Below are 12,991 nucleotides of genomic sequence, written 5' to 3' on the forward strand. Positions count from 1 at the left end.
TGTGGCCTGTTGCAGCATGGGGAATGAATTCCAGGCTCAAGGCCTGGAATGACGGAGGCTGAGAGAGCGATCGGCAGGCCCCCCGCTCAAGGCCCCTGCCGCAGAGTTCACTCCACCCTTGCTCCTGCTCAGGCTTGACGCGCGCATCCACGCGACTTCCTTCAACGCACAGTGGCCGCCTTCGCGCGGAAGGCGGCCATTGTCGGAATGCTCAGCAGGTATCGGCCGTTACGCGGCTCAAGCGCGCGCGGGCAGCAGGGGATAGCCGACCATGACGGCGCGGCCGAGGAGGGCAGCGACGACGGCCTTGATCACATCGCCCGGAATGAAGGCCATCGAGCCGACGAAGGCTTTCGTGAAGCCGAGGCCTGCGACGGTTGCGAGATAGGTGATGCCGAAGGCGTAGAGCACGATGATCCCGCCGATCATGGCGGCGAGGAAGAAGCTCACCGTCTGGACCAGGCCGGACTGCTTGTCGTTGACCAGCCGTTCGCTGAGATAGCCGGTCACGAAGGCGGCAAAGATCCAGCCGACGAGAAAGCCGGCTGTCGGCGAGGCGAAGATCGCGAGGCCGCCGCGGCCGCCGGAAAGCACCGGCAGGCCAATCGCGACGAGCAGCAGCACGATCAGCACGGCGATCGCGCCGCGCCGGGCGCCGAGAACGACGCCGGCCATCATGACGCCGAGCGACTGGGCGGTGATCGGCACCGGAATGAAGCCGAGCGAGATCGGCGGCAGCAGGCCGAGCGCCACGATGATCGCGGCAAAGAGGGCGGTAAGGACGAGGTCGCGGGTGCTCATCATGAACTCCGTATTAAAAAATCGTTAACTTCCATGCCGCCGAATGCGGCGCGCGTCAATCGCAGCGGCGACATTATCCGCGTCCTTCAGCGTCAGAATGATCAGCGGCGCGAGCAGGCTCGTCGGCCGGACCTTCAGCCCCCGAGCCCTGTGCGCCTCGCGGATCGCCTGGTAACGGTTGACGATCTCAGGCACGAAGCGCAGCACCAGGCCGAGAGCGAGGCCGATATCGTCGGCCTGAACCCGGCCGGTGCGTTCGAGCGGACGGGCGAGCGCCGTCACCTCGTCGATGAACTCGGTAATGGTCGTCGTCGCCGTCACGCTGGCGGCGAGAAGCATCAGCGCCGTCAGCCGCAGCACGGGCAAGAGCGCTGCCTGCCATGGGTTGAAGATGAGGTTGAAAAGGGCGACGACCGCAATCGTCAGGAAGATCGGCCGCAGCCGTCGCAGCGCCTCGCCGAGCGGCAGGCCGACCGTGCCGTAGAGGACCGCCGCCACCAGCACGGCGCCCGAGAGCAGAAGGAGATTGTGGTTGATGAACAGCAGGATGGCGAAGGTCGTCAGCGACAGGAGCTTTGCCCGCGGCGAGAGCCGGTGCATGCGGCTGTTGCCTTCGACGTAGAGCGATTGCATCAGGCGGCGATCTCCCTGTAGCGCGCGATGGCTTCGGCCGCCGGCGCATCGGCGGCAAGCCGCCCTTGGTGAAACAGCAGAACCCGCTCGAACCCGGCGATCAGTTCGAGGTCGTGGGTGATGACGATGGCGCTTTCCGGCAGTCCGGCGATGATGCTCTCGACCAGTGCCCGGTTTTTGAGGTCGAGCTGGTTGGTCGGCTCGTCGAGGATGAGAATGCCGGGGCCGGTCGCCAGCACCGAGCAGAGTGCGGCCACCTGCAGTTCGCCGCCGGAAAGCTCGTGCGCGCGGCGATCAGCCAGCGCCTCGGCGCCGAAGCGGGCAAGCACGCCCTCGACCTTTGCCTCGATCTCCGCTTTGCTGAAGCCGCGCCGCTTCAGCCCGAAAGCGATGTCGTCCTTGACGATCGGCAGGATGATCTGGTTCTGCGGCGACTGGAAGATGAAGCCGACATCGGCGACAACAGTCTTCTCGTCGGCCGTGTCGCGGCCGTTGACCATGACGCGGCCGCTGGTCGGCTTGGTCAGCCCGTTGATCAGCCGCGCAAAGGTGGTCTTGCCCGAGCCGTTCAGCCCGATGACGCCGATGCGTTTGCCGCGGATGCCGAGCGTCAGCGGCTCCAGCGCCACCCGTGCCCCGAAACTGACCCCGGCATTTTCGAATTGTATGTCCAAACCAGTCCCTCGCATTTTTCACGACAGGGTGATTGCCGACACCAGCCCCTCATCCGGCTACCGCCACCGTCCCCGCGCTTGCGGAGAGAAGGGACAAGCCGCGAGCTCTCAGTTCCCATATGCCTATCGTATGGCACGTCCCCTCTGCCCGCGAGCGAGGAGAGGGTTAGGGTGAGGGGCAGCCGCTGGCGCCAACCTGATAGCAGTGCTTCTACAAAGAGCAAATCTCCCTGTCGATATCGGGTGGCTAGGAAGATTTTCCGGATTATGATGCGGCCATGACGAATCTGCTGTCCAATTCCGATGCCCGCCGCGTCTTTCTTGCCAAGCAGGGCCTCAGCGCCCCACCGAACCGCGCCTTGACCAAGGCCGGCCTGCTGCAACTCATCCACGATCTCGGCTTCGTCCAGGTGGACAGCATCCAGACGGTGGAGCGGGCGCATCACCAGATCCTGTTTTCCCGCAACCAGACCTATCGGCGCGAGCATCTGAAGGCGCTGCTGGAGAAGGAACGTGCGCTGTTCGAGCACTGGACGCACGATGCCTCGATCCTGCCCAGCGCCTTCTTCGTCTATTGGAAGCACAAGTTCCGCCACCAGGAGAAGGTCCTCGTCGAGCGCTGGCGCAAGTGGCGCGGCGAGGGTTTCGAGGCGGCTTTCGAGGAGACTTATGAGCGTGTGCGGCGCGACGGCGCGATGCTGGCGCGCGACGTCAAGGCCGATGGCCATGTCTCCGGCGGCTGGTGGAACTGGCATCCGAACAAGACGGCGCTCGAATATTTCTGGCACACCGGCAAGTTCGCCATCGCCGGCCGCTCGAATTTCCAGAAGATCTATGATCTGACCGAGCGTGTCATCCCGGCCGAATTCCGCGAGCCGGAGGTGAGCCGCGAAGATTTTGTCGACTGGGCCTGCCGCAGCGCGCTTGCCCGCCTCGGTTTTGCCACCCACGGCGAGATCGCCGCCTTCTGGAACCTGGTCTCGCCCGACGAGGCCAAGGCCTGGGTATCGGCCCATCGCGACGAGCTGACCGAAGTGCTGATCGAACCGGCGCTCGACGGCAAGGCGCGGCCGTCCTGGGCCCTTGCCGATTTCCTCTCGACGCTCGACAGCCATCCCGATGCCCCGCCGCGCATCCGCGTGCTCAGCCCCTTCGACCCGATGATCCGCGATCGCAACCGCACCGAACGCCTGTTCGGCTTCTTCTACCGCATCGAGGTCTTCGTGCCGGAAGCCAAGCGCGAGTATGGCTATTACGTCTTCCCGCTGCTCGAAGGCGACCGCCTGATCGGCCGCATCGACATGAAGGCCGACCGCAAGAAATCAACGCTCGACGTCAGGCGGCTCTGGCTGGAACCGGGCGTGAGGGCGTCGGCCGGGCGGCTGGAGCGGCTGGAGGCGGAGCTCGAGCGGGTGGCGAGGTTTGCGGGGGTGGAGAAAGTGGTGCTTTTGGAGGGGTGGAGAGGGTAGTCGAATTACTCTCTGCCTGTCTCTCGCCTTTACAAGGGAGGCCGTCATGAGAGCCGGCCGAATGAAGGCGTTTCTGTGCGCCGACGGCGGTTTTGGCAACAACGCCAACCACACTCTCCGTCATCCCAGGCCTTGAGCCTGGGATCCATGCGACTGCTGCTGATGGATGCGGCGTGGATGCTCGGCTCAAGGCCGAGCATGACGGAGAGTGGGGTGCACACGAGGAACCCATTCACCGCGCAGAGGCCTGTTGCCAACGCCATCTGCTAGCGAAATCAGATAGCCAGTCGTGGCCTTGATGAGGGAGGAGAGGGCCTGGCCTCAGCAGATCTCCGTCTTGCTGATCTTGATCCCGAAACCTTCCAGGCCGACATAGTGGCGCTCGCGGCTGGTGAGCAGCCTGATCGAGCTGACGCCGAGATCCTTGAGGATCTGGGCGCCGAGGCCGATTTCCAGCCATTCACTCTCGCGCGTCTGCGCCTCGGCATGGGCTTCGCGGCCCTGGTTGCGGGCCTTGCGGCCGTTGTCGTAATGGCCAACGCCGACGGAGCCCTCTCGCAGGTAGACGATGACGCCGCGGCCTTCCGCAGCGATCTTCTCCATGTAGAAATCGACTGGGCTCTTCCTGCCGAAAAGGTCCTCGGCGACATTTTCCGGATGCAGGCGCACCGGAATGTCGACGCCGTCGCGGATGTCGCCGAAGACGACGGCAAGATGCTGCATCGGGTCCCAGGGCAGGGCATAGGTATGGGCCTTGGCCTTGCCGAACGGCGTGTCGATGTCGAAGCTGGCGCCGTGCTCAACCAGCGTTTCCTTCCGCTGGCGATAGGCGATGAGATCGGCGACGGAGACAAGCTTCAGCCCGTGCTTCTCGGCGAAATCGACCACCTGCGGACCGCGGGTGACGGTGCCGTCGTCATTGACCAGTTCGGAGATGACGCCGATCGGCGGCAGGCCGGCGAGCCGGCAGAGGTCGACGGCCGCTTCCGTATGGCCGGAGCGCATCAGCACGCCGCCTTCACGCGATATCAGCGGAAAGATATGGCCCGGACGGACAAAATCGGCGGCCCCGACATTCGGATTGGCGAGGTTGCGCACCGTCAGCGTCCGGTCGTCGGCCGAGATGCCGGTCGTCGTGCCGTGCTTGAAGTCGACCGAGACGGTGAAGGCCGTCGTATGGGCCGAATCGTTCTCGGCCACCATGGCGTTGAGGTTGAGGCGCTTGGCCTCCTCCTTCGGCATCGGCGCGCAGACGATGCCTGAGGTGTGGCGGACGATGAAGGCCATCTTCTCCGGCGTGGTATGCACGGCGGCAACGATCAGGTCGCCCTCGTTCTCGCGGTCATTGTCGTCCATGACGACGACAATTTCGCCGGCCTCGAAGGCCCTGATGGCGTCGACGACGCGTTTCTGATCGTAAGACATGGACGCTCCTATTTCAGACGGCCGGTCTGGCCGCGATCCCGAAGATAATGATCGGCAATGGCGCAGGCGACCATCGCTTCGCCGATGGGTACGGCGCGGATGCCGACGCAGGGGTCGTGCCGGCCCTTGGTGCGCACGTCGACATTCTTGCCATCGGCGTCGATCGACTGGCGTTCGGTCAGGATCGACGAGGTCGGCTTGACGGCGAAACGCGCGACGATCGGCTGTCCGGTCGAGATCCCACCCAGAATACCGCCGGCATTGTTGGAAAGGAAGATCGGCGTGCCGTCATTGCCCATGCGCATTTCGTCGGCATTGTCTTCGCCGGAGGTTTCGGCGGCGGCAAAACCATTGCCGATCTCCACGCCCTTGACGGCATTGATCGACATCAGCAGCGAGGCGATGTCCTGGTCGAGCTTCGAATAGATCGGCGCGCCGAGGCCGGCGGGCACGCCTTCGGCGATCACTTCGACGACCGCGCCGATCGAGGAGCCGGCCTTGCGAATGCCGTCGAGATATTCCTCCCAGACCGGGACGATCGCCGCATCCGGCGAGAAGAACGGGTTCTGCCCGATCTGGTCCCAGTCCCAGTTGCGGCGGTCGATCTTGTGCTTGCCGATCTGCACCAGCGCGCCACGCACGGTCACGCCTGGCACGACGAGGCGGGCGATGCCGCCGGCCGCAACCCTTGCTGCGGTTTCGCGCGCCGAGGAGCGGCCGCCGCCGCGATGGTCGCGAATGCCGTATTTGAGGTCATAGGTGTAATCGGCATGGCCGGGGCGGTATTGCCGGGCGATCTCGCCGTAATCCTTGGAACGCTGGTCGGTGTTCTCGATCAGCATGGAGATCGGCGTGCCTGTCGTCGTCATCGTCTCGCCGTCGGCATCGAGCATCACGCCCGACAGCACCTTCACCAGGTCGTCCTCGCGCCGCTGCGTGACGAAGCGGGATTGCCCCGGCTTGCGCTTGTCGAGCCAGACCTGCAGGTCTTCGAGCTTGAAGCGCAGACCTGGAGGGCAGCCGTCGACGACGCAGCCGAGCGCCGGACCGTGGCTTTCGCCCCAGGTGGTTACGCGGAAGAGGTGACCGAATGTATTGTGCGACATGTGTTCCCACGGCGGCGCGCCAAAGCCGATCGCGCCATTGCTTGAAAAGGCGCGCCACTCATAGGCCAAAAAACCGCCGAGGCAAAAGCCTTTCTTTGCGTCAAACCGGCAGCGGCGGAAATGCTGTTTCGCTCCTTTGCCGAGGCATCGCCATCACGAAGCCAACCGCCATCCGGTTGCGGCCGCCTCAGCGGCGAAATCGTCGAAGGAGAGGGCCGGCGAGAAGGCATAACCCTGCAGCAGGTCGCAGCCGAGATCGCGCAGCAGCGTGGCATGGGCTGCCGTCTCCACTCCTTCGGCCACCGTCTCGACGCCGAGCGAGCGGGCGATGTCGATGATCGAGGTGACCAGCGCTCGCTCCTGCGACGCGCCGATGATCGGCTGCACCAGCTGGCGGTCGATCTTCAGCCGCTTCGGCTTCAGCTTCAACAGGCTGACGATCGAGGTGTGGCCGGTGCCGAAATCGTCGATCTCGATATCAATGCCGAGCGCCTTGATGCGTTCCAGATTGTGCGAGACCACGTCCTCGCTCTCGTCGAGGAAGATCGATTCCACCAGTTCGAAGGAGATCTCGCCGGGGCGGATATTGAGGCCGGCGAGGGATTCCATCAGGCTGCCGTCATGCAGCCGTCTGGCTGAAACATTGACCGCGACCTTGGGAACGACAATGCCCAGCGCCAACAAGCGGGCTTTGTCGCGCAGCGCCGTTTCCAGCACGATCCGGTCGAGCGTCTGCACGACATTGATCTCGTCGGCAATGCGCAGGAACTTGTCTGGCGTCAGCAGCCCCCTGGAGGGATGCTTCCAGCGCACCAGCGCTTCGACGCCGGTCAGCTCCATCGTCCGGGCGCAGAATTGCGGCTGATACCAGGCGGCAAATTCGCCATTATCGATGCCGGCGAGGATTTCATCGGCCGTGCGCTTGGTGTTGATGATATCGGCCTGAAGAGTGTGATTGAAGAATTCGAAGCGGTTACGGCCCATGCTCTTTGCGCGGTAGAGGGCGATATCGGCATTGATCAGCACCTTGCGCGCGTCGACATGGATGCCGTTGGCGAGTGCGACGCCGATCGACACGCCGCAGCGGCAGGCAAAGCCCTGGAAATCGATCGGCTGGCGCATCTCCTCGATGATCCGCGTCGCAAGCTCCGCCATCTCCTTGTCGCCGACATCGCAGGCGAGGATGACGAATTCGTCACCGCCGATGCGCGCCACGAGGTCGCTGCCGCGGACATTCCTGGCGAGCACCTTCGAAGCATGCACCAGCATCGCATCACCGGCGGCATGGCCGAGCGTATCGTTGATGTCCTTGAAGCGGTCGAGGTCGATGTGCAGGATGGAGAATTTCTGCCGCTGCCGGCGCCCGTCATTGGTCAGGCTTTCCAGCGCGATGTCGAGTTTGCGGCGGTTGGCGAGCGCGGTCAGTGGATCGTGCAGCGAATTGTGCTCGATCCTGTTCTTGGCAAGTTCGAGCTCGATATTCTTGGCGACGGCCTCGTCCTTGGCCGCCTTCAGCCGGATCGTCATCAGCATGTCCTCGGTGGCGTCGAAGGCGATGCCCATGATCTTCATTTCGCCGGTCCCGGTCTGGTAGACCTTGCCGACCGAGCGCACATAACGCACCGAGCCGTCGTCGGCGAGCACCCGGCAGACGAGCGTATGCGTATCGCCGCTTCGCTTGAAGTGGCGCGCGCTTTCGAGCGCCAGCCCGCGATCCTCGGGGTGGATGCGGGAAAGCCAGGTCTCCTCGGTCATGAAGCCATTGCGCGGCGCCAGCCCGTAGAGCTCGTGCATCCGTTCATTCCAGATCGAGCCGCCTCTATCCGGCCGCGCCTCCCATATGCCGCACTGATAGGAATTGAGCGCCAGGTCGAGCCGGCTCGAAAGCTCGGCGAGCTGACCCTCGCGGCTTGAAAGCTCTTCAAGCGCCAGCTCGAGCTCGGCATTCTTGACCTCACTGACATCCCTGGCCTTGCGCAGCGCCTCGGTGGCCTCCGCATCGGCGGTGACGTCCCAGACGATGCCGATCGTCTTGCCGGCGCCACCGACATCTCTGTAGAGGGCGCCGACAGAGCGCAGGTGCCGGATGCCGCCATCGGCAAGCATGATCCGGTACTGCGCCGTGCAGGCGGCGCCGGCGATGCTGCAGCTGAAGAAATGCACCTCGGCGGTCTCACGATCCGCCGGCAGGATCGCCGCCAGCCATTCGTCGAGCGGCCGGCGTCCTTCCTCCGCCGGCTTGCCGTGCAGTGCAGCGGCGCGTGCGTCCCAAAGGAGGCTGCTCGAATGATCCTGCAGCTCCCAAATGCCGATAGTGGACGATTCGAGCGCAAGGTTCAGCCGCTGCGACAGTTCCATGAGCTTTGCTTCGCGCGTCTCCAGTTCGGCAATGTTGCGGTTGCGTTCGCCGAGCAGCAGTGTGGCGAGGAAGATCGGGACGATGATGATGCATCCCGCGGCAACGACGATCAGCCGCAGCTCGCTCCGGTTTTCCGGTATTGCAGCCCAGCCGCCTTTGGGGACGGCGGAAAGCTCCCATTTGCCGCCGGCAAAGCTGATTTCGCGGCGGATCGGATCCTTGTCGTCGATGTCGGCCGAACCGAAGAACGGCGCGGAAAGCGCGGCGTTCCCGGTTGACCGGCCAATATCCCGCACCGCGATGGAAAGATGGTCGAGATTGGGATAGCGCTCCTGGTTTTCGCGGTCGCGCGCCGCCACCAGGCCGGTCGCCTCGTAAAAGCTTTTCCGGTCGATGGCGACCTCCACGGCGCCCCAGAGGCGCCGCTGGCCGCTCTCCTTGACGAAAACCGGGAAGAAGACGGCGAAGGCGTCCCGGCCGTCAATGCTGATCGGGCCGTAGAAGCGCGCCGTCTGGTCGCCGGCGGCCCGGGTCGTCGCTTGCTGCGAGATGGAGGTTTCGCGCACATCGCGGCCGATCCGCCCGCTGCCGGGGCGTTGCGGATAGAGGTCGTTGACGATGAAATCAGGCGCGACGGCGATATGGATGAAAGCCGGGTTCTGGATCAGCAGCCAGTTGATCTGGCGCTCCGTTTCCTCCCGGCTTGCAGCGTTGTTGACGGAGGTCAGATTTGCAAGATCGCGGACCATGGTGAGGCTCATATTGATCTCGGCCTTCACCCTGGCGCGCAACAGGTTCGTCTCGTTCTCGGTGCGGATGTGAAGTTCGCGCATATGAGCGGCAGTATTGGCGCGATCGAGCGCGAAGCCGACCATGGTGACGACGAGGGCGACAAACGCGGAAACCAGAAACGAGAGGCGGCTATTCTTCAAAACGCGTCGCAACCGCTTGCTGTCGCCCAGCCTGGATAGCAAAATGAGACCCCCATATTCGCGGTAACTCTAAAAGGCAGGGGTTAATTTACGATTGCCTGTTGTCGATGTTGAAAACCCGGCAGGCCGGCCGGGCGTGGTTAACGCAGCGTCTTGATTATGTTTAAAATGCTATTCATCAATTAGGCGGGAAAAGCCATTCTTACGGGCAATTTTCGCCATATTCAGGAGATTATCTGTGGCAAGTGTTCTCGTGCAGCGTTTCAAGAGGATTGTTGCCATGCGTTTCGTCGTCGCCACGCTTTTGGCCACAGCAAGTTTCCTGTCGCCGATGAGCGGTTTTGCCGAGAGCGCCGATGTCGAGGCGACGATCAAGAAGGTCGACACGGCCAATCTCGTGCTGACGCTCGACGACGGCAAGACCTATCAGGCGCCGGAGGAATTCAATTTCGACGGCCTCGAAGCCGGCGTGAAGGTCATCGTCTTCTACACCGAGGTCGACGGCAAACGCGTCATCAACGATCTCGATATCGTCAAGTAAGCAGACTTCAAGAGAATGACTGGACGAGGTTTGCGCCCAATGGCTGCCCCTCACCCTCTCCCCGTAAAAGCGGGGCGAGGGGACATGTCCACGAGAGCTCAGCGGGGAACGGAGAGTTCGCTGCTTGTCCCTTCTCCCCGCAGGCGGGAAGATGCCGGCAGGCGGATGAGGGGTAAAGCCAGTCGATCCCTTACAGCCAGACGATCGTCCGCTCGCTCGTATCGATCCTGACAATCCGGTCCTGCGGAATGCCGCCTTCGGCGGCGGTGCTCTTCGGCAGGTCGGCAATCGCCTGGAACAGCGTGCGGATAACGCCGCCATGGGTGACGCAGACGGTCGGACGCTCGACGGAGCGCAGCCATGCGCCGGTACGCCAGGAGAGGATTTCGTAGCTTTCGGCATCGTCGCCGGGCGGGATGAAATCCCATTTGGAGACGTTGCGTTCGGCCACCCGCTCGCGCTGCGTTGCCTTCAGCTCCTTGATCGTCGAGCCTTCCCAGTCGCCGAAGGAAATCTCCACCAGCCGCGGATCGGTGCGATAGGCAAGCGGCGGGAGGCCCATTGCGGCGCGCATGATTTCCATCGTTGCGCGTGTGCGTCCGAGCGGGCTTGCGACGAAATCGAATTCGCCGACCGTCTCACCGAGGATCTCGGCCAGTGCGATGCCGTTCTGCCGGGCCTGTTCCTGGCCAGTGGCATTCATCGGAACGTCTTTCTGGCCCTGCAGGCGACGCTCGGCATTCCAGTCGGTCTGACCGTGTCTGATCACGTAGATGAGCACGGTCTCGACTCCGGGGAACTTAGTCCTTGACGACCGAAATATCCGGCGCGTCGACCGCCTTCATGCCGATGACATGATAGCCGCTGTCGGCATGGTGCACCTCGCCGGTGACCGAGCGCGACAGGTCGGACAAGAGATAGAGGCCGACATCGCCGACTTCCTCGATGGTAACCGTACGGCGCAGCGGAGCGTTATACTCGTTCCACTTCAGAATATAGCGGAAATCGCCGATGCCGGAGGCGGCAAGTGTCTTGATCGGCCCGGCCGAAACGGCGTTGACGCGGATGTTCTGCGGCCCGAGGTCGACAGCGAGATATTTGACGCTCGCTTCGAGCGCGGCCTTGGCGACGCCCATGACATTATAGTTCGGCATCACCTTTTCGGCGCCGTAATAGGTCAGGGTCAGCATCGAACCGCCTTCCGTCATCAGCTTCTCGGCGCGGCGTGCGACCGAGGTGAAGGAGTAGACGGAAATCTGCATCGTCTTGGTGAAATTATCGGGCGAGGTGTCGATGTAGCGGCCGGTCAGCTCGTCCTTGTCGGAAAAGCCGATCGCATGCACGAGGAAATCGATCTTGCCCCACAGCTTTGCGACATTTTCGAAAACAGCGTCGATGGTGGATTCGTCGGCGACATCGCAGTGGCCGACGAGGGTCGCGTCGATTTCGGCTGCAAGCGGCTCGACACGCTTCTTCAGCGCATCGCCCTGATAGGTGAGCGCAACTTCTCCGCCCTGCGCATGAATGGCCTTGGCAATACCCCACGCAATCGAACGATTGTTGGCGACACCCATGATGACGCCGCGTTTGCCTGCCATGAGGCCGGATGCTTGAGCCATATTTCGCTCCCTAGGATTCTGATCGATCCTGCCTATGGCATAGGCCGTTAATCGGTTCAAGCTTGGCCTGGATCATCAACTGTTAGGGATCGTAACAAAGGGTGCGAAAGACATAAAAATTTCACAGGAACAGGCCTTCGCGCATGCTCCGCATCAGATCGGTGATCTTGTCGTCGGGTTTTTCCCACAGGATGATGCGCAATTCGACGACGAGATCGCCTCTGCTGCCGTCTTCCCGCGGCAATCCCTGGCCGGTAATCGCGATCGTCTTGTCCGAGCCCGACCATGCGGGAACGGTGATGTTCAACGGCCCGGCCGGGCCGTCGATGCGTGCCTCGGTGCCGAGCACGGCATTTTCGATGCTGATCGGGAGCACGGCGTGCAGGTCGAAACCATCGACGGTGAAGCGCGGGTCGGGGGCGATGCGGATATTGACGACGGCATCGCCGCGCTGCATGCCCGGCAGCTTGAAGCCCTGTCCCTTGAGCCTGATCTCGTGACCATCCGTGGTGCCGGCCGGCAGCGCGAAGCCGATTTCGCGGCCTTCCGGCAGCGACGCGGTGATCCAGCCGCTCTTCAGCACGTCGTCGATCGTCACCGTCGCCGTCGTCACCTCGTCGGGCGCTTTCTCGAGGCCCGCATCCTTGGCGCCGGTGAAACGGCGCACCAGCGATGTCAGAATACTGAGCGGCAGCGACAGGTTGGCGCCGGCACTAGTTGGCGTTTCGCCGAGTTCCTCGCTGGCTTCGGTGGTCTCGCCATCCGCACGTCTGCCCTCTTCGGACTGGCCCTGGCCCTGCGTCTGCTGATTATGGGCCTGCTGGGCGCGGCCTTGCGCCTGGCCCCCCGCCGCAGCGCGCGCTTGAGCGCCGAAAATGCGCTCCACCATCTCCTCGGCGCCTTCGCTGGCGCCGGCCTGCTGTCTCTGACCGTCGGCCGCGGCCTTCTGGGCAGCCCGGGCAAGTTCTTCCATCACCCGCTCGGCATTGGCCTGCGCCGCCTTGGCGCGGGCCGCCGCCTCACGCGCGGCCTGGCGCTGCTGCATGATCGTCTGTTCCTGTTTCCTGGCTTCCGCCATCCGCACGGCATTGTCGAACAGGCTGCGCTTGCGCGGATCCCGCAGCGTTTCATAGGCGCGGCCGATCTCGGCGAACCGGGCCGTCGCCGTCGGATCGTCCTGATTGTGATCGGGATGGGCTGCTTTGGCCAAGTTGCGCCAGGCCGCCTTGATCTCGTCTGCCGCCGCGTCGCGCTTGACGCCCAGAATTTTGTAAGGATCGCGCATGTCAAAACCGCCGGTGTTGCGATGCGGGCGCCTGTCCTTGCCCGGCATCCCCGCCCAATATCGAAGTCCAATATCAACATCTGAGGCGCCACCGGCCCAAAGGCAGGGAGAGCCACTCTCGACACCGATCGTGCGGCCGAGTTGCTA

At 63.4% G+C, this 12,991-nt stretch carries 11 protein-coding genes; 2 read left to right on the forward strand and 9 right to left on the reverse strand.

All coding sequences use genetic code 11. From position 1 onward, the window contains the following. Positions 1–237: 237 nt before the first annotated feature. The 3 genes from NL154_RS02785 to NL154_RS02795 are packed head-to-tail and all read right to left on the reverse strand — an operon-like array spanning position 238 to position 2,108. The gene (locus tag NL154_RS02785) at positions 238–801 is read right to left on the reverse strand and encodes a biotin transporter BioY (RefSeq protein ID WP_210628949.1); all 564 of its coding nucleotides are present in this window, start codon (positions 799–801) and stop codon (positions 238–240) included. Between the two features lie 24 nt (positions 802–825). Continuing rightward, entirely contained in the window at positions 826–1,434 is a 609-nt protein-coding gene (locus NL154_RS02790) for an energy-coupling factor transporter transmembrane component T family protein (RefSeq protein WP_434733531.1), read from the reverse strand. Further along, positions 1,434–2,108, reverse strand: a complete 675-nt coding sequence (locus NL154_RS02795; protein ID WP_210628947.1) for an energy-coupling factor ABC transporter ATP-binding protein — start codon at positions 2,106–2,108, stop codon at positions 1,434–1,436. The genes NL154_RS02790 and NL154_RS02795 overlap by 1 nt, the downstream gene beginning before the upstream one ends. Before the next feature lie 278 nt (positions 2,109–2,386). On the opposite strand from NL154_RS02795, the gene NL154_RS02800 reads away from it, so the two are divergent. Then, positions 2,387–3,577 (forward strand): winged helix-turn-helix domain-containing protein, encoded by a 1,191-nt coding sequence (locus NL154_RS02800; RefSeq protein WP_210628946.1) that lies wholly within the window; start codon positions 2,387–2,389, stop codon positions 3,575–3,577. Positions 3,578–3,898: 321 nt separating this feature from the next. On the opposite strand, the gene ribB is transcribed toward NL154_RS02800, so the two are convergent. From ribB to NL154_RS02815, 3 genes are all read right to left on the reverse strand, one after another. After that, positions 3,899–5,002, reverse strand: coding sequence for a 3,4-dihydroxy-2-butanone-4-phosphate synthase (ribB, locus tag NL154_RS02805; RefSeq protein ID WP_210628945.1), 1,104 nt, complete (start codon positions 5,000–5,002; stop codon positions 3,899–3,901). An 8-nt stretch (positions 5,003–5,010) separates the two neighbouring features. Continuing rightward, positions 5,011–6,108, reverse strand: coding sequence for a chorismate synthase (aroC, locus tag NL154_RS02810; RefSeq protein WP_210628944.1), 1,098 nt, complete (start codon positions 6,106–6,108; stop codon positions 5,011–5,013). A gap of 153 nt (positions 6,109–6,261) precedes the next feature. After that, positions 6,262–9,441, reverse strand: a complete 3,180-nt coding sequence (locus tag NL154_RS02815) for a bifunctional diguanylate cyclase/phosphodiesterase (RefSeq protein WP_434733532.1) — start codon at positions 9,439–9,441, stop codon at positions 6,262–6,264. A gap of 238 nt (positions 9,442–9,679) precedes the next feature. Between NL154_RS02815 and NL154_RS02820 the strand changes: the two genes are divergently transcribed. Continuing rightward, positions 9,680–9,940 (forward strand): DUF1344 domain-containing protein, encoded by a 261-nt coding sequence (locus NL154_RS02820; RefSeq protein WP_003569889.1) that lies wholly within the window; start codon positions 9,680–9,682, stop codon positions 9,938–9,940. 190 nt (positions 9,941–10,130) lie between these two features. Here NL154_RS02820 and NL154_RS02825 read toward each other — a convergent pair whose 3' ends face one another. The 3 genes from NL154_RS02825 to NL154_RS02835 form a co-directional block, all read right to left on the reverse strand. Then, a complete protein-coding gene (locus tag NL154_RS02825; RefSeq protein ID WP_210628942.1) occupies positions 10,131–10,721 on the reverse strand; it encodes a histidine phosphatase family protein in 591 nt (196 codons plus the stop codon). Between the two features lie 19 nt (positions 10,722–10,740). Further along, complete coding sequence (fabI, locus tag NL154_RS02830; protein ID WP_210628941.1) at positions 10,741–11,559, reverse strand: enoyl-ACP reductase FabI; 819 nt, start codon at positions 11,557–11,559, stop codon at positions 10,741–10,743. Positions 11,560–11,680: 121 nt separating this feature from the next. Next, the gene (locus tag NL154_RS02835) at positions 11,681–12,844 is read right to left on the reverse strand and encodes a DnaJ C-terminal domain-containing protein (RefSeq protein ID WP_434733533.1); all 1,164 of its coding nucleotides are present in this window, start codon (positions 12,842–12,844) and stop codon (positions 11,681–11,683) included. Between the last annotated feature and the right edge of the window lie 147 nt (positions 12,845–12,991).

Origin of the sequence: Rhizobium sp. YTUHZ044 (genome assembly GCF_051123975.1) — a bacterium.
Lineage (GTDB): Bacteria > Pseudomonadota > Alphaproteobacteria > Rhizobiales > Rhizobiaceae > Rhizobium.

Bases quoted from the DNA above. Each gene is read 5' to 3' on its own strand.
- fabI (WP_210628941.1), bottom strand. From the start codon at position 11,559: ATGGCTCAAGCATCCGGCCTCATGGCAGGCAAACGCGGCGTCATCATG.
- NL154_RS02800 (WP_210628946.1), top strand. From the start codon at position 2,387: ATGACGAATCTGCTGTCCAATTCCGATGCCCGCCGCGTCTTTCTTGCC.
- NL154_RS02790 (WP_434733531.1), bottom strand. From the start codon at position 1,434: ATGCAATCGCTCTACGTCGAAGGCAACAGCCGCATGCACCGGCTCTCG.
- ribB (WP_210628945.1), bottom strand. From the start codon at position 5,002: ATGTCTTACGATCAGAAACGCGTCGTCGACGCCATCAGGGCCTTCGAG.
- NL154_RS02820 (WP_003569889.1), top strand. From the start codon at position 9,680: ATGCGTTTCGTCGTCGCCACGCTTTTGGCCACAGCAAGTTTCCTGTCG.
- NL154_RS02785 (WP_210628949.1), bottom strand. From the start codon at position 801: ATGAGCACCCGCGACCTCGTCCTTACCGCCCTCTTTGCCGCGATCATC.
- aroC (WP_210628944.1), bottom strand. From the start codon at position 6,108: ATGTCGCACAATACATTCGGTCACCTCTTCCGCGTAACCACCTGGGGC.
- NL154_RS02835 (WP_434733533.1), bottom strand. From the start codon at position 12,844: ATGCGCGATCCTTACAAAATTCTGGGCGTCAAGCGCGACGCGGCGGCA.